Annotated in this window: 21 protein-coding genes; 16 read left to right on the top strand and 5 right to left on the bottom strand. The window is 51.7% G+C overall.

The features are described from left to right. The first annotated feature begins 7 nt into the window (after positions 1-7). Positions 8-1546, top strand: coding sequence for an FAD-dependent oxidoreductase (locus PAT3040_RS14615; protein ID WP_108993311.1), 1539 nt, complete (start codon positions 8-10; stop codon positions 1544-1546). Between the two features lie 157 nt (positions 1547-1703). Here the strand turns inward: PAT3040_RS14615 and PAT3040_RS14610 are convergent, their stop codons facing one another. Continuing rightward, positions 1704-2090 carry a hypothetical protein gene (locus tag PAT3040_RS14610; protein ID WP_108993310.1) on the bottom strand — a complete coding sequence of 129 codons (387 nt, stop codon included), beginning with the start codon at positions 2088-2090 and terminating at the stop codon, positions 1704-1706. A 99-nt stretch (positions 2091-2189) separates the two neighbouring features. Here PAT3040_RS14610 and PAT3040_RS14605 point away from each other — a divergent pair, with 99 nt between their 5' ends. Genes PAT3040_RS14605 through PAT3040_RS14595 form a run of 3 tightly spaced genes read left to right on the top strand, consistent with a single transcriptional unit; the run spans position 2190 to position 4802 of the window. After that, a complete protein-coding gene (locus PAT3040_RS14605) occupies positions 2190-2852 on the top strand; it encodes a TetR/AcrR family transcriptional regulator (RefSeq protein WP_108993309.1) in 663 nt (220 codons plus the stop codon). Positions 2853-2886: 34 nt separating this feature from the next. Further along, complete coding sequence (locus tag PAT3040_RS14600) at positions 2887-3831, top strand: alpha/beta fold hydrolase (protein WP_108993308.1); 945 nt, start codon at positions 2887-2889, stop codon at positions 3829-3831. Beyond that, complete coding sequence (locus PAT3040_RS14595) at positions 3828-4802, top strand: aldo/keto reductase (protein WP_108993307.1); 975 nt, start codon at positions 3828-3830, stop codon at positions 4800-4802. The genes PAT3040_RS14600 and PAT3040_RS14595 overlap by 4 nt, the downstream gene beginning before the upstream one ends. Here the strand turns inward: PAT3040_RS14595 and PAT3040_RS14590 are convergent. Next, positions 4786-7065: a histidine kinase dimerization/phospho-acceptor domain-containing protein gene (locus PAT3040_RS14590; protein WP_108993306.1), complete on the bottom strand. Its 2280-nt coding sequence runs from the start codon at positions 7063-7065 to the stop codon at positions 4786-4788. The genes PAT3040_RS14595 and PAT3040_RS14590 overlap by 17 nt on opposite strands. After that, positions 7043-7735: a response regulator transcription factor gene (locus tag PAT3040_RS14585; protein ID WP_108993305.1), complete on the bottom strand. Its 693-nt coding sequence runs from the start codon at positions 7733-7735 to the stop codon at positions 7043-7045. The genes PAT3040_RS14590 and PAT3040_RS14585 overlap by 23 nt, the downstream gene beginning before the upstream one ends. Positions 7736-8367: 632 nt before the next feature. Between PAT3040_RS14585 and PAT3040_RS14580 the strand changes: the two genes are divergently transcribed. From PAT3040_RS14580 to PAT3040_RS40020, 10 genes are all read left to right on the top strand, one after another. Then, positions 8368-9231 (top strand): sugar phosphate isomerase/epimerase family protein, encoded by an 864-nt coding sequence (locus PAT3040_RS14580; protein ID WP_108993304.1) that lies wholly within the window; start codon positions 8368-8370, stop codon positions 9229-9231. Continuing rightward, positions 9228-10253, top strand: a complete 1026-nt coding sequence (locus PAT3040_RS14575; RefSeq protein ID WP_108993303.1) for a Gfo/Idh/MocA family protein — start codon at positions 9228-9230, stop codon at positions 10251-10253. Before PAT3040_RS14580 ends, PAT3040_RS14575 begins: the two co-directional genes overlap by 4 nt. Before the next feature lie 30 nt (positions 10254-10283). Further along, positions 10284-11057, top strand: a complete 774-nt coding sequence (locus tag PAT3040_RS14570) for a glucosamine-6-phosphate deaminase (protein ID WP_108993302.1) — start codon at positions 10284-10286, stop codon at positions 11055-11057. Continuing rightward, positions 11044-12216, top strand: a complete 1173-nt coding sequence (locus PAT3040_RS14565) for an N-acetylglucosamine-6-phosphate deacetylase (protein WP_108993301.1) — start codon at positions 11044-11046, stop codon at positions 12214-12216. The genes PAT3040_RS14570 and PAT3040_RS14565 overlap by 14 nt, the downstream gene beginning before the upstream one ends. A 20-nt stretch (positions 12217-12236) precedes the next feature. Continuing rightward, complete coding sequence (locus tag PAT3040_RS14560; RefSeq protein ID WP_108993300.1) at positions 12237-13094, top strand: sugar phosphate isomerase/epimerase family protein; 858 nt, start codon at positions 12237-12239, stop codon at positions 13092-13094. Positions 13095-13186: 92 nt separating this feature from the next. Then, positions 13187-14077, top strand: a complete 891-nt coding sequence (locus PAT3040_RS14555) for a helix-turn-helix transcriptional regulator (protein ID WP_179215536.1) — start codon at positions 13187-13189, stop codon at positions 14075-14077. 32 nt (positions 14078-14109) lie between these two features. Then, positions 14110-15186, top strand: coding sequence for a Gfo/Idh/MocA family protein (locus PAT3040_RS14550; protein ID WP_108993299.1), 1077 nt, complete (start codon positions 14110-14112; stop codon positions 15184-15186). 141 nt (positions 15187-15327) lie between these two features. After that, on the top strand, positions 15328-16248 hold the full coding sequence (cyoE, locus tag PAT3040_RS14545) for a heme o synthase (protein WP_108993298.1): 921 nt from the start codon (positions 15328-15330) through the stop codon (positions 16246-16248). A gap of 166 nt (positions 16249-16414) precedes the next feature. Beyond that, on the top strand, positions 16415-16987 hold the full coding sequence (locus tag PAT3040_RS14540) for a DoxX family protein (protein WP_108993297.1): 573 nt from the start codon (positions 16415-16417) through the stop codon (positions 16985-16987). Positions 16988-17044: 57 nt separating this feature from the next. Beyond that, positions 17045-17527, top strand: a complete 483-nt coding sequence (locus PAT3040_RS40020; protein ID WP_108993296.1) for an S-layer homology domain-containing protein — start codon at positions 17045-17047, stop codon at positions 17525-17527. A gap of 263 nt (positions 17528-17790) precedes the next feature. Here the strand turns inward: PAT3040_RS40020 and PAT3040_RS14530 are convergent, their stop codons facing one another. Next, on the bottom strand, positions 17791-18888 hold the full coding sequence (locus tag PAT3040_RS14530) for a glycoside hydrolase family 88/105 protein (protein ID WP_108993295.1): 1098 nt from the start codon (positions 18886-18888) through the stop codon (positions 17791-17793). 132 nt (positions 18889-19020) lie between these two features. Between PAT3040_RS14530 and PAT3040_RS14525 the strand changes: the two genes are divergently transcribed. Beyond that, a complete protein-coding gene (locus tag PAT3040_RS14525) occupies positions 19021-19860 on the top strand; it encodes a helix-turn-helix domain-containing protein (protein WP_108993294.1) in 840 nt (279 codons plus the stop codon). Here the strand turns inward: PAT3040_RS14525 and PAT3040_RS14520 are convergent. Beyond that, the gene (locus PAT3040_RS14520) at positions 19857-20684 is read right to left on the bottom strand and encodes an AraC family transcriptional regulator (RefSeq protein ID WP_181376619.1); all 828 of its coding nucleotides are present in this window, start codon (positions 20682-20684) and stop codon (positions 19857-19859) included. The genes PAT3040_RS14525 and PAT3040_RS14520 overlap by 4 nt on opposite strands. Positions 20685-20903: 219 nt before the next feature. On the opposite strand from PAT3040_RS14520, the gene PAT3040_RS38665 reads away from it, so the two are divergent. Continuing rightward, positions 20904-22056, top strand: a 1153-nt coding sequence (locus PAT3040_RS38665; protein WP_258234980.1) for a glycoside hydrolase family 95 protein, incomplete at its 3' end; no start/stop codon positions are given.

Genomic DNA, 22056 nt, shown 5'->3' with positions numbered 1-22056 from the left:
CGTTTCTATGAAGCATAATCCGCTATTGCCGACTTACCCGGAGTCTCTTTGGATTCAAGCGACCGAAGAGCTGCCGTCCTTCTCAAAGCTGCAGCATGACATCGAAGTAGACGTCGCCGTTGTAGGCGGCGGCATCGCCGGCATTACGACTGCTTATCTGCTGACGCAGGCGGGAATGAAGGTCGCGCTGCTGGAAGCCGGCAAGCTCCTGCACGGCACGACGGGCCACACGACGGCCAAATTAACGGCCCAGCATCATCTCATCTACGACGAACTGATCAAGCAGGAAGGCCAAGAAAAAGCGGCGCTCTATTACAAGGCGAATGAAGGCGCCCGCAAGTTCGCGGAATCGCTGATCAGTCAGCATGCCATCGACTGCGGCTTGCAAGCGGAAGACGCCTATGTGTTTACCAACTCGGATGATTATATTCGGAAGCTTGAGGACGAAGCTGCGGCTTACGAGTCATTAGGTATTCCGGGTTCTTATGTCGGAGGCATTCCGCTTCTCGACATTCCCGCGAAAGCCGCGGTTCGAATGGACGGACAAGCCCAGTTCCATCCCGTGCGGTATTTGGCGGCTCTTGTCAAGCTGGCCACGGAATCCGGCTGCGAGATCTACGAAGGGACGACCGCCTTGGATATTGAGAAAGGGGAGCGGCCCAAAGTCGACACGGCCGACGGTCATTCCGTTACCTGCAAGCATGTCGTCGTCTGCACGCATTACCCCTTTTACGACGGACTTGGTTTCTACTTCGCGCGGATGCATGCGGAGCGCTCTTACGCGCTTGGTATCAGGACCGACAAGCCGTATCCCGGCGGCATGTACATCAGCGCGGAAGAGCCGAGCCGGTCTATTAGGAGCGCGGCTTCCCAGGATGGAACGCCGCTGCTGATCATCGGCGGGCAGAATCACAAAACCGGACAAGGCATTTGCACCATCAATCATTACGAAGCGCTTCAGGGTTATGCCTCGCAGCACTTCGACGCGAAGGAAATCGTCTATCGCTGGTCGGCGCAAGACTTGGTCACCGGAGACAAGCTGCCGTATATCGGCCGGATAACCGACTCTACTCCCAATATCTATGTCGCGACCGGTTTCAAGAAGTGGGGAATGACAAGCGGTACGGCAGCCGCGATGCTCATCAGCAATCTCATTCAAGAGAAAAGCAGTGAATTCGAGGAATTGTTCTCGCCTTCGCGCTCCTTGTCGTTAAAGACGGTCAAAAACTTGGTCGTCGACAACCTCGATGTCGCAAAACATCTGATCGGCGGCAAGCTGGAGATGGTGAGACGGAAACCCGAGGATTTGGCTCCGGACGAAGGATCGGCCGTTACGGTCAAGGGGCGCAGGGCAGGCGCGTACAGGGACAAGGAGGGCAAGCTGTACATCGTCGATACGACTTGTACCCATATGGGCTGCGAAGTGGAATGGAACGACGGCGAACGCACATGGGATTGCCCCTGCCACGGCTCCCGATTCTCGATTACGGGCGAAGTGATGGAAGGCCCAGCGGAGAGACCTTTGAAGTCCGTGTCAAGCGAATAGTTGATTCGAGAGCCTTGATTCCTTCCTTGAGGAAGAATCAAGGCTCTTCCCATTAGACTGTTACGCTGAATCGGTTAATTAATCGCACCCCAACCTGAAATCCAGGCTCTTATGTCCATGTCTGAAGGCGGATACATTGACTTGGAGGAGAGCGATGTCAGTTTCTAGCCACTTGTCGGGCGATTAAGTCGGTCTTACCGACTAAAATCCGCAGTCCGCCTGCCTTTCGAGCGATTAAATCGGTCTCGCCGACTAAAATCGGCATTCCGGCCGCTTGTCGAGCGATTAAATCGGTCTCGCCGACTAAAATCGGCATTCCGGCCGCTTGTCGAGCGATTAAGTCGGTCTCGCCGACTAAAATCGGTAGTCCGGCCGCTTGTCGGGCGATTAAGTCGGTCTCGCCGACTAAAATCGGCATTCCGGCCGCTTGTCGAGCGATTAAGTCGGTCTCGCCGACTAAAATCGGTAGTCCGGCCGCTTGTCGGGCGATTAAATCGGTTTCGCCGACTAAATTCCCCGCCCCGCCTGCCTTTCGGCTCGACAACCCGATTTTCTTACTTGCAGTATACTAACTATTTATGGTATATTTTGAACGAACGTTCATTCAAAATATTAATTCCACCTATAAAGCAAGGGGGCTCCGATGGTCCATAAAGGCGAAAGAACGAAGTCCGTACAAAGCGAACGATTGCAGCAACTGTTTTTGGAATCATTTGAATTGGGTGCGGGGGACCCGGTCAGACGAAAAATATTAGGGCATGCGGTTGAAGTGTTTTCCCGCAAAGGGTTTGCGGGCACAAAAATTAAGGATATTGCCGCAAGCGCAGGCTTTAGTCAAGGTTATGTATACAGCTACTATAAATCCAAAGAGGAGCTGTTCGCCAAAATCGTAGAGCTGGCGCTGAACGGCGCTGGGCAATCCGTCTACCAAGCTTGCCAGCTTCCGGGCTCGCCACTGGAGCGCCTTTATTGGCTGACGGAGGCGTATTTGGCGCCCACAAGCGCCGCATCGGGACATTGGCGGCTTAATCTGCTGCTGGCGACTTCGCCGGAAGCCATTCCGGAACCGGTAAAAGCAATGGTTGCGGAACGAAGGGGCGAACCGTTTAAACATCTTGTACCGCTCATTATGGAAGGCCAAAGACTCGGGGAACTGATGCAGGATGATCCATTGATGCTTGCAATCGCCTATTATTCGATTGTGCAGGGGATCGCGCTCTCCCGCATACAGACGGAGGAGGGGCACGGCTTGCCTTTCCCGGATGCCGAAATAGCGCTTCGTTTCTTGGTTGCACGCAGAGACTAAATGCGGTATGCGAACAACAGGAGGATGAGAGATCATGGTTCAAATATTCAAAAACGAAAAGATGCGCCAAGAAGTGTTGTCCTCCTATGATGAAGTGCTGCAAATGTGGGGGACGGAAATAGAAGTTCGAAACGTAGAGACCCGATTCGGAACGACTCATTGCCTTATCGCGGGTCGGGCGGATAACCCTCCGTTGCTGCTGTTTCATGGAGTGGGGGACAATTCGGCGCTTATGTGGGCTCTTAATATGAAGGAGCTTTCGCGGCGATTTTATTGTATAGCGGTTGACACTTTGGGCGGGCCCGGCAAAAGTGTGCCAAATGAGTGGTTCGTCAAAGGATCTTTCAGCCAGTTGGAATGGTTGGACGATGTGGCAGATCATTTCGGCCTTCGAACGACGAATGTGGCTGGCGTCTCCAATGGAGCGTATCTGGCGTATCAGTATACCGTTGCCCGGCCGGAACGGGTGCGAAAAGCCGTATGTCTGGAAGGCGGGATGGTTGTGAGCCCCATCCAATCCATGTTTCGTACGATTATGCTTATGTTTCCGGAAATGCTGATACCAACCGACCGGAATTTGCGCAAAATCATACCAAAGCTGTGTTCTCCTGCTTCGCGGGTATTCGACGAGCATCCGCTGCTGGCTTCCCATCTTGTCCTGTTGATGAAAGGCCATAACCAGAAGGCGATGTTTCCCCATCAACCCCGGAAATATATAAGCGAGCAAGGCATGGCTTTAAAAGACAAGCTTTATTTTCTCGTTGGCGATCATCACGCGGTTGTCGGCAAAGCGTTTATAGAATTGCTAAAGAGGGACGGGTATCGATACAAGATGATTTCGAAAGCAGGGCATGCCATCAATCAAGAGCAGCCGGAATCGGTGCATAAAGAGATGTTTGGTTTTTTGCTGGGCGACAACCTCGAAAAGCGAGAGTCATCCGATTCGCCAGCAGCAGAAGGGAGAAGGGAGTACTTATGAGAAAATTAACAATCGAAGCCGTATCCAGTCCTGTCACTCTCTCCAAAATCATTCTTGGCAGCACCATGTTCGGAACAAAAATCGACGAGAAAACATCCTTTGAACTTATGGATCTTTATGCCGAGCTTGGCGGCGACAGCATCGACACGGCCAGCGTATACGGAGATTGGCATGACACCGGCGATCCCGTAAGCGAAAGGACCATTGGCAAGTGGCTCAAACAATCCGGTAACAAAAATAAAATGACAGTGATAACCAAAGGCGCGCACTACAAATTACAATCTCCTCAGGAAAGCAGAGTTTCCGCGGCTTGTATCCAGAAGGACATTCAAAAAAGCCTCAAGAGCCTTATGGTAGATGCCATCGACGTTTACTTTCTACATAGAGATAACGAGGATGTTCCCGTTAGCGAAATCATGCCTGTTTTGCACAAACAGGTCGCGGAAGGCCATATCAAAAGTATCGGGGCATCAAACTGGACGGTAAAAAGAATCCTGGAAGCAAATGCATTTGCTAAAGCCAATCATTTGACCCCGTTTACCGTTTCCCAACTGAAATGGAGTCTCGCGGTAACGATGGCTGACCAACAGGCAAATGAAGTGCTTCCAGAAATGACGGATGAAGAGTATGAAGCCTATATGGCCGCAGGAATTCCGGTGCTGGCATGGTCCTCTCAAGCTTCGGGCATCGTTCCAAAGGTAGTTGCCAACGGCTGGAACGGGATTAGCGAACAGCTTAAAAAGAAATATTTCAACGACATAAACGTGGCCAGAATCGAAAATGTCCAAGACTTAATCAAGAAAAAAGGAATCCATGCGACTCAAGCGTCGCTAGGTTATATTACCTGCAATCGATTGCCTGCTGCAGCGATTATCGGACCCTCCAGAACGGATCAACTCAGGGATTCCATGTCCGCCGCCGATGTTGAACTTGATGCAGAAGATATTCAAGCTCTTATAAGGCCGCGATGAGATCAGGAGCCGCCTGCTTGGCAGAAGCTTGAAGCTTGAGAGTAATGGAGACTTTAAACAGATCCCCGTCGGTTTCCAACGTAAGGCGGCCCTCGTGAAGGTCGATGATCGATTTTGCGATCGCGAGTCCGAGGCCCGCCCCCTCGGTATGACGAGACGTATCTCCGCGTTTAAAGCGCTCGAACAGCTCATCGGCGTTGTCGCTAATCTCATATTTCGATACGTTCTTAAACGTTATCGCAACCTCTTGAGTTTCCGATATCTGCATGGAAATATAGGCGCGCGTGTGACTCAGCGAATACTTTAACATGTTTCCAATCAGGTTGTCGAAAGCGCGCCACAGCTTTTGACCGTCAGCGAGTACGAATAACGGTCCCGCCGGCAACGAAACCCGGAATTGAACATCTGATCCGTCCATATCCTCTTTATACTCTGCCAGCGCCTGTTGCATGAGCTGGACGAGATCCGATTTCTCAAGGATCAGCTTTACATTGCCGCTTGCCATTCTCGATACTTCGAACAAATCGTCGATCATCGTTTTTAATCGCTTCGACTTCTGGTTGATGATGTCGACATAGGCAGCTCTTTCCTCCACGGTTGCATCCTCTGTCTTTAACAGACCGGCGTAGGTAATGATGGAAGTCAGGGGAGTCCGCAGGTCATGGCTGACGTTCGTAATGAGCTCCGTCTTCAGTCTTTCGCTTTTCGCTTGTTCATTTTGAAGCAGCGTGACCCCTCGTCTTAAAGCATTGATATTAGAAGCCAAAGAAGCAAGCACGTCGCTTCCCGATTGGGGAAGCTCATCCGGCATTCGACCGGCTGCAAGTTCATCCGCTGCCTTGGCAACCTTATTCAAATACCCGAGCCTACGTGTCGTAAGGAGAAATACGACAAGCCCCACTATCGCCAATATTGGCAAAACAAGAACGAATGAAGAATCGTTGTATTGAAAAAAAGATACCGTCATCCATCCTCCAATAAAACCTAGACAAATCCAGATACATGAGAGAAGAAGCAACCGGATTCCCGTGTTTTTATAAATAAAGGAATCTCGCACTTGATTCAAAACGCTTATGAAACCTGCTTTTATCCGCAAGCCGCCTCGTTGCAGCAAAGAACGTTTCCATTCTTCTCCGAACTTGCTCCAGCTATGTAGATCTTGCACAAGGAATTTTCCTTGAATAAGGGTCAAAGCCATGCTGATCGCTGCAATTGCAAGTGTAACAATCAGCTTCTCGCCATAGAACAAAGGCTCCACGGTAATGGAGGAATAATGTCCTGCCAGGTCCGCCAATAAACCGAGTGTAAGAGCTGCCATGCCGATTGAAAACAACAGTTTGGCATCCAACGGCAGTTTACGATAATAAGTTGTCCATTGACTTCTCTCTGCTTGAACAGACATGACGCGTTTGAAGCGAATGATACATGCGACAAGCAGAACGGCAGCTGCCGCGCCATAGGCAAGCAATACGATTTGCTCCCACTGATATCTTCTGGCCTGTTCCTGCAGGGGACTGTCCTTCGGCACGGCGATCCAGCCTTTGTAAGGAAGGATGGAAGCGTCTAGCAGTTCGCGTGCTCCGAACATGTAGTGAGCAGAATTAACGATGTCTATCGAATAGTTCGTTGCATAGACATGGCTGTCACCATATAATTCGTTTTGCGCCACAACTTGGTCATCCGCATTGCTCAAGCTCGAATGGACCATCCCTGTGGAAGGGTTGCGGAAGTAATAACTGAACAGATCCTGATTATAAAGATATTCGGAGCGGTACATCTCTCGTTGACTGTAATACTCGTCTATTTGTCGTTCCTTCTCCTTGCGGATAAGCGATAGGGCATAGTCGTTATCCTCGAATACCTTTTTCTGCTCTTCCAGCTTATTATCTCTCTGAGCTTTGTAAGAATCGGCCGCACTGCTGTTGTCGGTCGCGACCGCTTCCAGAATGAGAGAATCATATTCGTTGTGGATATTTTGAATCTGAAACGCAAGAGGCTCCAACTGTTGGCGATAATCGATTATTTCATCTTCATTTACTGTAATCGCAGCTTTTAATTCCTTCGCCGAGAGGGAATTGAGCTCGAACAGGTTTAAGTAGGTCGCAAATTGTTCAAGTTGCTGCCGGAATTCCGGCGTTCGGTAATAATCGCGATACAGGTAACGGCTGCCTTGATCCATTATCGTTAAAGGACCGCTCAGACCAACAACCAGCAAAAGAGAGTAGAGCAAAAAAAGAGTCCTATTTTTCCATTTTGTATCCAATGCCCCACACCACCTTCAAATATCTTGGATTTTTTGGATCAATCTCAATCTTTTCGCGGATTTTGCGTACGTGGACGGCAACCGTATTTTCGGCATTATAGCCGGGTTCTTTCCAAACGCGTTCGTATATTTCCTGGATCGAGAAGACTCGTCCCGCATTCGTCATCAGCAGCTCCACAATCTTATATTCGATAGGCGTTAGCCTGACCGGTTCGCCGTTAACGGTAACTTCCTTTCCCTCCTGATTTAACGCGAGACCTCGCAAATCGATCGTTTTCTTCATGCCTTCGTAGGAGCCGAAAGTGACATATCTCCTAAGCAGTGATTTGACCCGGGCAACAAGCTCCATCGGATTAAAAGGTTTGGTCACATAATCGTCCGCTCCAACATGGAGTCCGAGTATTTTGTCGCTATCCTCGCTTTTAGCGCTTAAGATAAGAATTGGAAGATTGCGTTGCTCCCGGATTTTAAAGGTTGCCGTGATACCGTCAAGCCTGGGCATCATGATATCCAGTATGATGAGATGCACTTGCTTGGATTCCAAGGTCTCTAGCGCGTCCAAGCCGTCCTTTGCTTTCAAGACCGTTATGCCTTCCTGTTTCAAATAAATTTCAATGGCGTCGCGGATTTCCTTATCGTCGTCGACAACCAGCACCACGCGCTGCTCCATCCCATTCTCTCCCCTTGCTTGTCTCCTGTTCTTTCTCTCATTATAAATGGAAAATCTTAATATCCCATTCTCGAATTTATGAAGAACGTCTTAATTTATTTTTTTCCCGGTTAGAACAATAATGGTGAGTCGCAAGTAGAAACTTTATAGTCGATTCATTGTATGAAAAACTGGAAATGAGGCTGGCAATCAAGCATCGCCAACTGTTAACGGAAATGGGGGCCCTTATATGGATCGTTTGGCGTGATATTTAAATCTAAACTCTGCGACGTTATTCGTGAGAAATCCAGGCAAACCGTGGACTTTTGCCTATCATAAGGGCAGTCAGTTCCATTAGATTTGCGAAGTGCTGCTTTTTGCCGAAATAACGCCTTTCAGTTCCGTTACAGTTGCTCCCGTTCATTTCTTACCGGGCACTTGACCGCAATTTCAACGTTGCACAATGAATAGACAGCCACACTGTTTGTCCGTTAGATTATCGAAAACCTGTTTTTGTGTTTTGATTGCCGAGCACGTTTGAAAATACCTAAAAAAATGTAAATTTAATTCGAAAGAAACGTCAACACGCGCGCCGAAGATGTTGATATAGTAAATTGGAGACAGGAAAGACAAAGAAACGGAGGGAAAACTCGTTGGTACTAAACCGGTTAGGGATTCTGACGGATGAAGTGTCGGATCGATTCGAGGAGGCGCTGGACTGGATTGCCGAGCAGGGCTTGAAGCATGTGGAGGTCCGGGTGGTTAACGGGCAAAATGCCGCAGACTTGAACGACGATCAACTGCGAGAGGTTCGCAAGCAGGTTGAGGGACGAGGATTGTTTATTTCCGCTATCGCCTCGCCTTTATTTAAATGCAAGCTGGATCCTTCCAGGGAGGCTGCGGCGGGAGACACCTTCGGTCAAATAGAAGAAAGCGTGGATGCGCATTTCGCCAAGCTGGACCGCGTCATTGCGATTGCAAAGCTGCTGAACACGAATCGGATTCGTATTTTTTCTTTTTGGCGTGAAGCCGACCCGTCCTTGTATACGGGCGAAATCGTCCGTCATCTGCAGCGGGCGGCCAAGACAGCCGCAGAGCAAGGAGTTACGCTACTATTGGAAAATGAGCCTTCCTGCAATGGAGGTTATGCGGAGGAGGTCGCGCTTCTCGTTCGCGAAATCGCATCCCCTGCGCTTAGAGGTTTGTGGGATCCGGGCAACGAAGCGTATGCCGGCCGCGAGGCGTATCCTGCAGGTTATGCGGCCATGAAGGAATATCTTGCTCACGTCCATCTAAAAGATGCGTATATCCGCGAAGATGGCACTGGACGTTGTGTTCCGCTCGGCTCCGGCAACGTAGCCGTTATCGAGCAGCTGAAAGCGCTTCAGGCTGATGGTTACGATGGCCTTTTTACGATAGAAACGCATTTTATTCCCGCAGGCGGAAGCAAGATGACGGGCACCTGCATGACGCTGGATGCGCTGCGCACCCTGCTTAAGGAGGCAGGGACAGAATGAAGACGTGGAATTTCGGGATCATCGGCTGCGGCTCGGTTGCCGACTTTCATATGGAGGCGATCCGCCAAATTGAAGGCGCGAGCTTGACGGTTGTTTCCAGCCGTAACGAGGATATAGCGAAGGCGACTGCCGAGCGGGAGGGCTGCGCTTGGACGACCGACTACCGGCAATTAATCCGCCGCGAGGACGTAGATATTGTTTGCGTGACAACGTCAAGCGGAAGCCACGCCCGCATCGGCCTGGATGTTCTTAACGCCGGCAAGCATGTAGTCATTGAGAAACCGATTGCGATGAGCGCAAATGATGCAGCCGAACTGGTCCGAACGGCCAAGGAGCGCGGCGTTACCCTATCCGTCATATCCCAGCGGCGTTTTGAAGTCCAGCATCAGGCAGTCAAGCGGGTGCTGGAGGAGGGCGCTCTCGGCAAGCTGTTGCTGGTCGAGATGTCGCTTCCCTTTTATCGCACGCAGGCATATTACGACAGCGCGGACTGGCGGGGCACGATCTCGGAGGACGGCGGCGCCTTGATGAATCAAGGCATTCATAGCCTGGATCTTCTGCTGTGGTTCGCCGGGGGAGTTCGCTCCGTCTTCGGACAAGTCGCAACGCAGACGCATAAGATGGAAGCGGAAGATTTGGGGCTGGCGATTTTGCAGTTTGATAACGGAGCCTTCGGGACGATTATGGCTTCAACCAGCATTCAGCCCGGCTTTGCCGCAGCTATTAACCTGTACGGCGAGCTGGGCACGATTAAGCTGGAGGGCAATTCTATCGTTCATTGGACGGTCCCGGACAGGAACAAGCCGACCTGGATTCACTCGGACGCTTACGGCGGAGTAACTGATCCAAAAAGCATCCCATCCGACTTTCATCAAAGCCAGCTGATTGATATCATCTCCTCGATCGAAACGGGCGGAAGTCCGCTCGTTACCGGCGAGGATGGACTGCGGGCGGTACAACTGGTTGAGGCCATATACGAAAGCGCAGCAAAAGGCGTGCAACTGCTTTTGCCAAAGAGCTGACCTACGAATCGAATCGAGAGGAGCAAGAATATGAGTGAACAGCTTGCAGTACGGACAGAAACGGTAGACGCGTTGAAGGTTTCCGTATTTAAGGATCGAGGTGCGCTTGGCACGGCAGCCGGGATGGACGTTGCCGCCAAGATCAAGGAGCTGCTGTCCCGGAAAGCGGGCATCCGGATGATATTCGCGGCAGCCCCGTCGCAGAACGAGCTGCTGGAGCAGCTGGCGCAGGATAAGGAAATCGACTGGTCGCGCATTACGGCCTTTCATATGGATGAATATATCGGACTGCCGAATGATGCGCCTCAGAAATTCAGCCGTTTTTTGTGCGAACGGCTGTTTGACAAGGTAAAGCCTGGCGCGGTTCACCTGATCGACAGCTCAAATACGATTGACGGCGAATGCAGCCGATACGGCGGATTGCTGCAGGAAGCGCCGATCGATATTGTTTGCCTCGGCATCGGGGAGAACGGACATATTGCCTTTAACGATCCGCCTGTCGCCGACTTTAACGACCCGCTTGCAATTAAAGCGGTGGAACTGGACGACGCCTGCCGCCAGCAGCAGGTAAATGACGGTTGTTTCCCGACATTTGAAGCGGTTCCGACTCATGCGCTGACGCTTACGATTCCCGCGCTGTTGTCGGGGGCTCACCTGTACTGCAGCGTCCCGGGACCGACGAAACGAAATGCGGTCAACCGTACACTAAACGGGCCGGTCTCGACGGAATGCCCATCCACTAGTTTGCGGAACCATCCCGATTGCACTTTGTACGTGGACTATGACTCCTATGGAATCTCTTAATCGGCAGCAGGCGGTGAAGGCCGTCCACTACTCGACAGGAGAACCGGTATCGATCCGGATAGAGCGCGGATGTTTTGCTGCGATCGAATCGATAGCCATGGAGAACAAGGAAGAGCTGCCGACTATCGCCCCGGGTCTCGTGGATCTGCAGATTAACGGGTACAGCGGATATGACTTTAACCAGTTGCCTATTCCGGAGGAAGCCATAAGCGAAGCGGTCCGCAAGCTATGGGAGCAAGGCGTCACTTCTTTTTATCCGACCGTCATTACGAACAGCGGCGAAGCGATCCAGGCGGCAATGGAAACAATCGCCCGCGTATGCGGACAGGATGCGGCAGCGGCCCGCGGCATTGCCGGCATTCATCTGGAGGGACCGTTTATCTCGCCGCATGACGGCGTCCGAGGCGCGCACAACCGCGATTATGTAAGGCCGCCGGATTGGGAACTTTTTAGCCGCTGGCAGGAGGCCTCCGGCGGACGGATACGGATTGTGACCCTCTCGCCCGAATGGCCGGAGAGCGTACCGTTTATCGAGCGCTGCGTGAAGCATGGAATAACGGTGTCGATCGGGCACACCTCCGCAACGGCTGAGCAAATTCAGGATGCGGTCGAAGCCGGCGCGCGAATGTCGACGCATCTCGGCAACGGAGCCCATCTCATGTTGCCCCGCCATCCCAATTACATTTGGGAGCAGCTGGCGCAAGACCGCCTGTGGAGCTGCGTAATCGCTGACGGCTTTCACTTGCCGGATCAGGTGTTAAAAGTCGTGCTCAAGGTGAAGGGAGAGCAAGCGATGCTGGTCAGCGACGCGGTCTCTCTAAGCGGTTTACCCGACGGAGCTTACACGACCCCTGTAGGAGGGGAAGTGGTGCTGACGCCGGAGGGCAAGCTTCATCTCGCCCGCAATGAGCAAATTTTGGCCGGTTCGGCGCAAATGCTGCTGTGGGGCATCGAGCATCTAACGAATCGGGGGCTCGCCGAATTGGCGGAAGCCTGGGACATGGCGTCTGTAAGGCCGGCGGGCTTCATGAAGCTGTCCGCGGCTGTAGGTTTGGCCGCAGGCGCCCCGGCCGACTTCGTTCTCTACCGAAGGGACGGCGAACGGATCCGACTAGAGCAAACCTATAAATCCGGCGAATTGGTGTTTTATGGATCGTAAAAGTTGCAGGAGGGAAATCGATGAAATTTGCAGCGTTTAGCGGAGTTTTTATAGACCATAGCATTCAGGAGGCAATGCAGCTGACGAAGCGGCTTGGCATGGACGGTATCGAAATCGCCGTGCGCGAGCCGCACCTGTCTCCTGCGACGAGCCTGCCGCGCGTAAAGGAAATGAAAACGCTGGCGGACAGCCTGGGCTTGGAGATTCCGGCTCTGGCCGGATATATGGGCGGTTTCTCTACGGCAAGCGATATAGAAGCCGAGAAGGCATTTGACGATTTCAAGCGGATGCTTCCCATTGCAGACGAGCTTGGCGCCTCTATGATCCGCGTGATGCCGGGCGGACCGAACGCCTTTCTCGCCCATGATTATCACTTTGCCAAAGCGGCTCACTGGCTGGATAAGTGCGCAGCGGAAGCCGAAGCGTTGGGCATCAGGATTGTATTGGAAATCCATAACCTGTCGCTGGTAGAGACCGTAGACAGCAGCCTGCGCCTGCTCGGCCTGCTGAAACACGATAATGTCGGCATGATTCACGATGCCGGTAATATGTACATTACCGATACGGATTACGGTCGCGATTCGGTCGACAAGCTGGGCAAACATTTATTTCACGTGCATGTCAAGGACGAACGGCGGATCGAAAAAGCCGGCGAGCCTGGCACCTTCGTAAACTTGACCCATCGGGGCGAGGAAAGCTTTTTGCAAAGCCGCCTGGGAGAAGGGGAAGCCGATCATCAGCCTCTGTTCGACGCGCTTCTCGACAAGGGCTACAAGGATTGGGTTACGCTGGAATGTCATGCGCCGTTTCCAGCCTACGAACGGCTGGAGCACGATTTACGTTTTATAAAAAATATGCTGGGCCGCATGTCCCGCTGAGATTGTTATCCTCAGCCGTTTGAAATATGCTAGCTATAAGAGGCACTATAATTGAGTGTTCAAAAAGTTCGTTTTCGACTGGTGGTATGGATATGGAGATGCCTTATTTTCAAAGCAAGGATATGCTCAGCAAGGACTTTCCCTTTAAAATCATACGCCACACGAACATGGAGCTTAAGCAGCCCCTGCATGTCCACGAATATGTGCAGATTGCTTATGTGCTAGGAGGGGTATGCAATCATCAGCTGCGCGGCAAGTCGCTCATGGTCAACCGAGGCGATATATTTATCATTTTGCCCGGCATTGAGCACAGCTTAAGCGCGATTGAGGACAAACCATTCGAAATCGTGCTTCTCGATTTCATGCCTTTTCTGGTGCGGGAGGAGCTGAAGCCGTTCGCCGAGACGCTGCAACCTTTTTTTCAGCAATCCCGGCATGAGGACACGGCTGCACTGCATCAGCCCTGGCTGCACATCGACAATAGCAAACAGCCGCTCGTCGAGCAGCTTCTGCAGGATATTCAGGACGAGCTTGAGCATCGCGAGGCCGGATACGAATACTCTGTCCGCACCAGCCTCATTAAGCTGCTGATTTTAATCGACCGAGAATACCGCAGATTGTGGAGAAAGCCGGCCAGCAGGCCTGCGCTCGCCGACCAGCATCCAATCGATGAGGTCAAGCGGTACGTCTATAACAATTACAGCCAGGATATCCCGCTGGAGCACGGCGCTCTTATTGCCAATATGGCGCCTGCCTACTTCAGTCATATGTTCAAGAAGGAGACGGGGCAGACGTTTATCGATTTTATGAACGAGGTTCGAATCGAACGGGCGATGGAGCTTATTCGGAGGGATTCGCATACGATTACTCAAATCGGCTTCCAGGTAGGTTTTCATCATTTGAGCCATTTTATTCGGACCTTTAAGAAACGTACGGGAATTACGCCCACGGAATACAAAAAAACCTTTGGACATAACCCATAAATTGATCTCATGACGAGAAGAGGAGCTTACCTATGACGACTAAAGCATTAAAGGTAGGAATTATCGGGCAAGGGCGCAGCGGACGCAACATTCATGGCAATCTTCTTGTCCAGATTTCCGAGTATTACACAATCGCGGCGGTAGCCGATTCCATGCCCGAGCGCCAGGAGCTTGCAAGGCAAGAGTATGGCTGTAACGCCTACGCGAGCTGGGAGGAAATGGTTCAAAACGAGGAGCTTGATCTCGTTGTTAACGCATCGCCAAGCCATCAGCATTTCTCGATTTCGTTGGAATTGCTAAATCGCGGGTTTAATGTTCTATGCGAGAAGCCGCTTGCCAAGACGGCGGAAGAAGTCGACAAATTAATCGAAGCCTCCGAACGTTCCGGCAAATTAATAGCGATCTTCCAGCAATCCCGTTATCAGCATGCGTTTACGAAGATCCGTGAAGTCATCGAGTCCGGCGTGCTTGGACGCATTGTACAAGTAAATTTTACGCTTAACGGCTTCGCCCGCCGCTGGGATTGGCAGACGCTGCAGAGCAACAACGGCGGAAATCTGCTCAATACGGGTCCGCATCCCGTTGATCAGGCGCTGCAACTGTTCGGAACGGATATCATGCCGCAAGTAACATGTATAATGGACCGCGCGAACACATTCGGCGACGCGGAGGACTATGTCAAGCTCATTATGAGAGGCCAAGGACGTCCGACGATCGACCTTGAAATTTCCTCATGCTGTACTTACGGTCGCGAGCCATTCAACATTCAAGGCACGAACGGCGGCCTCCGCGGCACGGCGCAGCAATTGGAATGGAAATATTTCAAGCCGGAAGAGGCTCCCGAGCAGCAACTGATCAAGGAACCGCTGCTCGGCAAGGACGGTCTTCCCGCCTATTGCAACGAAACGTTAATCTGGCATGAGGACAGTTGGAGCTTAGCGCTGGAAGAGGGCAAAACACCGTTTGAGGATATGACGGAGAAAGTCTACATGATGCTGTATCGATCGATTACCGAGGGGGCGGAGCTGGAAATTACGCCTCAGCAGGTCCGCCAGCAAATGATGGTCATGGAGGAGTGCCGCCGTCAAAATCCGCAAATTTACGGATAATTAGCCATTTATAATCCCTTTATTCACGAAAGCGACAAACATTTTTGACAGAATGATGAGGGTTGGTTGAAGAACGGCACATCAAGGGCACAATATGGTAACCTTATAGAGGTAAATTACTTTAGGGGGAGTGTTACCGTCATGCGTGTCCAAGGCAATACGGTTAGTGTCGAACCAATTCCAACCTCAGTCACGAAGGTACTCTTCGAAACGATAAAAATTGGCATCATCAAGTCGAACCTCATCGCGATGGTCGCAGGCCTCACCATGGCGCTGTTCGTTCATGACATCCCGTTTATGGATCGGATCGGCAATATCGCGTTGGCATTGATCGGATCAGCACTCGTGATCGGCGCAGCCGGCATCTTTAATAACTTGTACGACCGCGATATCGACAGTATTATGGATCGAACAAAAAACAGGCCGACCGTATCCGGCATCATCGATACTTGGAGCGGACTGATTATGGGGGGCTGGATCGCGCTCGGCGGTCTTGTCGCGCTGTATATTGCTTCTCCGCTATCCGCTTTAATGGGTTTCCTGGGACTGTTCCTCTACGTTGTGCCTTACACCATGTGGACGAAGCGCAGAACCATCTATAACACGGAGGTTGGAAGCTTGTCCGGCGCCATGCCTCCGCTGATCGGTTGGGCCGCGATTTCTCCGGATATTTTTCATCCCGGCGCCATTGCGTTGTTCGTGTTGATGGTCATCTGGCAGATGCCGCATTTCTACGCCATCGGGATTCGCCGCATGGAGGAGTACCGCGCGGCTAACATTCCGATGCTGCCCGTCGTCAAAGGAATTAAAAGAACATACGTGCAGATGAACGTGTATTTGGTTGCATTGTTTATGAGCAGCTTCTTGTTCTGGTCCTTTAATCCTTACATTGCCATTGCGAATGCGCTCCTGAGCTTGGGCTGGCTGATACTAAGCATTAACGGTTATCGGCGGAAGCAGGAGGACAAATGGGCACGTTCGATGTTCATATTTTCGCTGAACCACATCACGGTGCTGCTGCTATTGATCGTCGGCTACTCCGTGGGCGCTCCATTATTGTAATGCCAGCAAAGAGCCAACCAACCTTTTAAGGTTAGTTGGCTCTTTGTTTAACGGCAGAAACAAACGGGTACCATAGTGATAGTGACATTTGTCACAGCATGAATAAGCATCTATCCATATAATGGACCTATACACTACATAATATGAATTTGGAGGTGCAAAGATCATGTCGAAAGAGATCAATATTCCTGAGAATCCGGTCTCCAGATTTTTATTCAGCAGCACGAAGGCTGGTTGGATATGGCTTTTCGTTAGATTGTATCTTGGTTATTCGTGGATCACTGCAGGTTGGAAGAAAGTGAACTCGGATGCATGGGTTGGCGAAAACGGGGGAGCCGCGATCAAAGGTTTCGTAAGCGGAGCGTTGGCCAAGGCTGAGGAAGGCAAGGATGTAACAGGCTGGTACGCATCATTTCTCGAAAATATGGTATTGCCAAATGCGAAAGTATTCGCGGTTATGGTCGCATTCGGCGAGCTGCTTGTCGGGATTGGCTTAATCGTAGGATTACTTACAGGTATTGCCGCATTCTTTGGTGCTATCATGAATGTAAGCTTCTTGTTCGCGGGTACACTAAGCACGAATCCTCTGCTGTTTATCCTTGCCACATGGCTCGTCCTGGCTTGGAAAAATGCCGGCTGGTATGGACTGGACCGCTTCGCATTGCCGCTGCTTGGAACGCCGTGGGCCCGTAAGGGGAATGAATTTGTCGGTCACGACAGGAATAACACATCTGTATAATGAGCCAACCACTCCTATGCCTTCAATGGCATAGGTTTTTTTTCTCTTTTTTGTTTCTTGTTTGAGGAGAAGGATATTGCCAAATTGTGCTTCGCAGCTTTGAATTTAAAGGGAAATGGGGGGTCCTTTATATTCTATGACTCGGATAAGATAGGAGTGTGGGCACAGCCTGCGATAGCGCTAGCGGTCAAAGCGGGCTTGATACATGGCTATACTGACGGAAGCTTTCGTCCGAAAGAGAAGCTAAGCAGAATGGAACAGGCTACGCTTCTGTCGCGAGCCTCTCGCTTGATTGGATCTTATGAGGCGAATTTACCCCATGCTGTTTTGAGCGAAAGGGGTGACGTTCCAGAAAGGGGTATATCCTATGTATCCTTTGTGACAGAACAGCATGTGATGGAGTGGCGCGGGGATAATCGGTTCGAACCCCAAGCTGCAGTTACGCGGGCTGAAGCCATCGTAAGTTTGTTGACACTAATAGAGTATCATCGCCAACCTGTTAATGGAAATGAGGGCCCTTATATTGATCGTTTGGCGTGATATTAAAATCTAACGGAACTCTGCGACGTTATTCGTGAGAAATCCAGGCAAAACGCGAACTTTGGCCCCTTATAAGGGCTGGCAGTTCCATTAGATTTGCGAAATGCTGCTTTTTGTTGAAATAACGCCTTTCAGTTCCGTTACAGTTGTCCCTCGCCCCCGCCCCCCGTTCAGTTCTTACCGGACACTTGCCCGTAATTTCACCTTTGCACAATGAATCGACAGTCTAAGGGACAAGACTATCCTTGTCCCTTAGCGTTATTTTATTGCGCCGCCAGATTCATCTCGGCGCACATCAGGATAAAGGCGCCCGCGCCGTGCAGATCGTTTTCGCTGGTCGGGCGTGCGATGTAGTGGGCATAGTCGCCGATTCCCGTGCCGATACAAATGTTGCCGATGACGACGTTGCCGTTCTCGTCGAATTTCAGCGTATCAATGACGCCCTGATAACCCTTCCAGGCCTGCTCCATATACTTGGCATCCAGATAACCGAACCGGACAGCCTTGGCAATGGCATGTACGAACAACGACGTACAGGAGTTCTCCAGCCAGTTATCCGGACGTTCTCCTTTGTCGATGACTTGATACCACAGTCCGGTAGCGGGATCCTGGAAGTTCGTCAGGGAGATCAGCAGATCCTGAAGAATCGCGACGAGCTTGGCTTTGTCCGGATGGTCGGCCGGGTAGTGCTCGAACATCTCCAACAAGGCAACGGGATACCAGCCAATGGCGCGGCCCCAGAATTCCGGAGCAAGCCCCGTTTCGGGATCGGCCCAAGCGGCTTCCCTGGTTTCGTCCCAGCCATGGTACAGAAGGCCGGTAACGGGATCCTTCGTATGTTTCTCCATAAGCAGCGCCTGAAAGGCCATCATGTCGAAATAGTCGCTGTCGCCGAACGTTTTGGCGAATTGCGCGGCGATCGGCCCAGCCATGTACAAGCCGTCCAGCCACATTTGATTAGGGTAATGGCCTTTGTGCCAGAAGCCGCCGGACGGGTTGGTCGGCCACGACTTGAGCAGCGGAACCAAGGTGTGCAGAGCTTTCTTGTACCGTTCGTCGCCCGTCTGCTCGTAGAGGGTGAAGAGAAGAACGCCGGGCTGGATATCGTCCAGCTCATCGGATTTAAATTTTTTGATGCTGCCGTCCTCGAGAATCTGGCTGTCGACCCAGCCTTTCATGTAGTCGTAAAGCTTCTGCTCGCCGCTCTGCCGCCAAGTTTTCTCCATGCCGGACAGGAAGACCCCTTGATGATAGTGGAACCGGTCCGGCGGAAGATGCTCCGGTTCGAATTTGGCCATGATCGCCTCGCAAGCTTTGTGCGCCCAGCCGATCGGCGTCGTAAGAGATGATGCGGTTGTCATGCGTATCCTTCCTCCTTGTGGTTTGTAATCTCATTCTAGCATCAGGAAATGTACATGTTTTGCGAATAGTTGTGATTTCTTCTTATTTCTTGCGCTATAATGGGTAACAGATGCCGAAGGAGGGATAGCAGCATGCACGATCTATATTTTGAAAACGGAGAGGGAACCTTTCTGGTCTCCCACCGGAAAGCGCTTCGCCACCATATGCCGGCGAGCCACTTTCACAGCACCTACGAGATCTATTATCTGATGGCGGGCAAGCGGGAGTTTTTTATACAAGACCGGACGATAACGATCCATGAAGGCGATGTCGTCATTATTGCTCCTAATATTTTGCATCGCACGACCAATGCGGAGCAGCCGATGCACGAAAGATTTATCATCAATATGCATGAGTGCCTATTCTCGTCCGACGGTGCCCATAAGGAGGCGCTTCGTCCTCTGTTGGAGAAGGATTACTTGGTCTTAAGCGGTTCCCTTCGCAATAGGCTCTCCATGGATACGCTTGCCAGAACGATTATTCAAGAGATGAAGGAGCGGGGCAGCGGATTTGAATTGTTGGCCCGATCGCTCGCTGTGCAACTGCTGATTGCCTGCTGTCGTCACTATCAGCAGCATGAGGAGGAACTGCCGTTATCGCCAAGCCAGATGCATGATCGCATATCGGAGATCGTCCGCCACATTAACGATCATTACCAGGAGGAGCTGTCGCTGGCTCTTATGGCGGACAAGTTTTATATCAGCCCCTATTATTTGAGCCGCTCCTTCAAGGAGGCGACGGGCTTCGCGTTCGTAGAATACGTCAATAGCGTGCGGATCAAGGAAGCGAAGAAGCTGCTTGAGCTTTCCTCGCTCAAGGTCCATGCCATTGCGAGGAAGGTGGGCTTTGGCAGCGTGACGCATTTCGGCCGGGTATTTAAGGAAGTCACAGGCCATGCGCCGTTATATTATAGAAGGAATAGAGTGTTCTAGCGAGACCCGAACGTCACCCGATAAGCGGTCGGAGAGAAGCCGGTCGACGCCTTGAAGAGGCGGGATAAGTAGGAGATGTCGGATATTCCGACCCGGTCCCCAATCTCGGATAACAAGAGGTTTGAAGTGACGAGCAGCAGCTTGGTTTCCTCAAGCCTCTTCTTATTCACGTACTGAATCGGGGATGTGCCGAATTGACGCTTGAATACGCGAATGAAATAGTTGGGATGCAGATGGGCCTGCTCCGCCAGCTCTTCTATGGTCAAATTTCGATGATAGTTGCTCTGAATGTGCGCGATCACTTGCTGGAGAGGCTCCGTCAATGCGGCAGGACTCAGAGTTGGCTGCGCTGCAACGGCATGCTCCAGGTAGTAGGCGATTAGTTGGAGCATGGCGGATTTCACGAGCAGCGGAGCGCTGATGGAGGACAATGAACGGTATTCGAACAAATCCCGGAAGAGACGCGCGGCCTCCCCGTCATTTTTTGCGTCGATGAAATCCGGCACTTGCAGCAAGTCGAACAGATTGCGTTCTCCTACCCGGGCCGTGAAGTGGCACCAATACTTGGTGAATCTTGTTCCGGACGTGTACGAGAAGGACTGCTTGACGCCCTGCGGCATCAAGAACCATTGTCCTGGCGCGGGATGGTATTCCGAGTCGCCGATCTTTAACCAGCCCTCCCCGTCGCATATCAAATAAAACTTGTTATAGTCCGGCGTATAGTCGAGCTCCCGCCAATCGGTCCATACCTGATTGTAGCCTACCGCGGTTACGCGCACGTCCAGGTTCTCCATGTATAATCGGGTTAGTGGCAGGCTGCTCACATCCACACGCTCCGTTCCGTCATCGTTAGATAGTTTTATACAACAGGAAGTTAACATTAGACATTCATTGCAACAGTCCAAGTCTGCTAGGATGGAATCGAATCCTAAATTAAGAATGGAGGCCCCGATAGAGGCGGGCTTTACTACGATTCTAACATTCATAGACGAAATTCGGTAGACAAGAGCAGAAGAATGAAATAGAAAGAAAGAGGTGCTTGCATGCATAGTAACGAGCTTCGCATGATGTTCGACAGACCGGCTACATACTGGACGGAAGCGCTGCCGGTCGGCAACGGACGCCTGGGAGCGATGGTCTTTGGCGGAGTAGAGTCGGAACGCATCCAACTGAACGAAGATACATTGTGGTCCGGCGAGGCGAGAGATTGGAACAATCCGAGGGCGAAGGAGGTGCTTCCTGCGATTCGGGACAGCATCGCGCGGGAGGATTACATCGAAGCGGATCGTCTCGGCAAGGAGATGATGGGGCCCTACACGCAATCCTATCTGCCGCTTGCGGATCTGTTGCTGACGATGGATCACGGCAATAACTGTCGCGGTTATTCGCGAACGCTGGATTTGACCTCGGGCATTGCGTCCGTCACGTATACGATCGGGGGAATTCAATACAACCGCGACACGTTCGTCTCTCATCCCGCCCAGGCTGTCATTGTGAGACTGGAGTCAAGCGAGCCCGGCATGTTGAGCTTTCGTGTCAGATTAACAAGCTTGCTGCGTGCGCGAACCAACGGCGAAGAGGGAGATTATACGATAGAAGGCGTTGCGCCCGAGCAGGTATGGCCGAACTATTACAACTCGGCTAATCCTATCCAGTATGGCAATCCCGAGACGTCAAACGCGCTGCGTTTCCACGGCCGTTTAAGGGTCGTACTCGAAGGGGGGCGACTGAGCGTCGGTCATGACGGCGTACAAGTAGAAGAGGCGACGGCGGCAACCTTGTATTTCTCCGCGGCGACTTCCTTCGATGCCATGCTTGGCGAGGCAAGCAAGGACCGCGTGCCTTCGCGCGTGACGCTTGCTGCTATTGAGGAAATCGCAGATCAATCCTATGCCGTTATTCGGGAGGCGCATATCGCCGATCATAGGGAGCTGTTCGGTAGGGTTGCGCTTCGTCTCGGCGAGGCCAAGGCGCCGGCGAACATGAGCATGGATCGCCGTATTATGGAATACGGCAGCGACGATCCGGGACTGGTGGAGCTGCTGTTCCATTACGGCCGTTACCTGATGATGGGAAGCTCCAGGCAGGGAACGCAGCCTGCCAACCTGCAAGGCATCTGGAACGAAGAGACGCGCGCGCCCTGGAGCAGCAACTACACGCTTAATATTAACGCGCAGATGAATTATTGGGCAGCCG

It is taken from the genome of Paenibacillus agaridevorans, from assembly GCF_003112455.1.
Lineage (GTDB): Bacteria > Bacillota > Bacilli > Paenibacillales > Paenibacillaceae > Pristimantibacillus > Pristimantibacillus agaridevorans.
This window is presented reverse-complemented; position numbering and strand designations above follow the sequence as displayed.

Excerpts from the sequence above, each read along its gene's own strand:
- PAT3040_RS14540 (WP_108993297.1), top strand. The coding sequence starts at position 16,415 with ATGTCGAAAGAGATCAATATTCCTGAGAATCCGGTCTCCAGATTTTTA.
- PAT3040_RS14555 (WP_179215536.1), top strand. The coding sequence starts at position 13,187 with ATGGAGATGCCTTATTTTCAAAGCAAGGATATGCTCAGCAAGGACTTT.
- PAT3040_RS14570 (WP_108993302.1), top strand. The coding sequence starts at position 10,284 with ATGAGTGAACAGCTTGCAGTACGGACAGAAACGGTAGACGCGTTGAAG.
- PAT3040_RS14530 (WP_108993295.1), bottom strand. The coding sequence starts at position 18,888 with ATGACAACCGCATCATCTCTTACGACGCCGATCGGCTGGGCGCACAAA.
- PAT3040_RS14605 (WP_108993309.1), top strand. The coding sequence starts at position 2,190 with ATGGTCCATAAAGGCGAAAGAACGAAGTCCGTACAAAGCGAACGATTG.
- PAT3040_RS14585 (WP_108993305.1), bottom strand. The coding sequence starts at position 7,735 with ATGGAGCAGCGCGTGGTGCTGGTTGTCGACGACGATAAGGAAATCCGC.
- cyoE (WP_108993298.1), top strand. The coding sequence starts at position 15,328 with ATGCGTGTCCAAGGCAATACGGTTAGTGTCGAACCAATTCCAACCTCA.
- PAT3040_RS14600 (WP_108993308.1), top strand. The coding sequence starts at position 2,887 with ATGGTTCAAATATTCAAAAACGAAAAGATGCGCCAAGAAGTGTTGTCC.
- PAT3040_RS14575 (WP_108993303.1), top strand. The coding sequence starts at position 9,228 with ATGAAGACGTGGAATTTCGGGATCATCGGCTGCGGCTCGGTTGCCGAC.
- PAT3040_RS14525 (WP_108993294.1), top strand. The coding sequence starts at position 19,021 with ATGCACGATCTATATTTTGAAAACGGAGAGGGAACCTTTCTGGTCTCC.
- PAT3040_RS14550 (WP_108993299.1), top strand. The coding sequence starts at position 14,110 with ATGACGACTAAAGCATTAAAGGTAGGAATTATCGGGCAAGGGCGCAGC.
- PAT3040_RS14615 (WP_108993311.1), top strand. The coding sequence starts at position 8 with ATGAAGCATAATCCGCTATTGCCGACTTACCCGGAGTCTCTTTGGATT.
- PAT3040_RS14595 (WP_108993307.1), top strand. The coding sequence starts at position 3,828 with ATGAGAAAATTAACAATCGAAGCCGTATCCAGTCCTGTCACTCTCTCC.
- PAT3040_RS14565 (WP_108993301.1), top strand. The coding sequence starts at position 11,044 with ATGGAATCTCTTAATCGGCAGCAGGCGGTGAAGGCCGTCCACTACTCG.
- PAT3040_RS14560 (WP_108993300.1), top strand. The coding sequence starts at position 12,237 with ATGAAATTTGCAGCGTTTAGCGGAGTTTTTATAGACCATAGCATTCAG.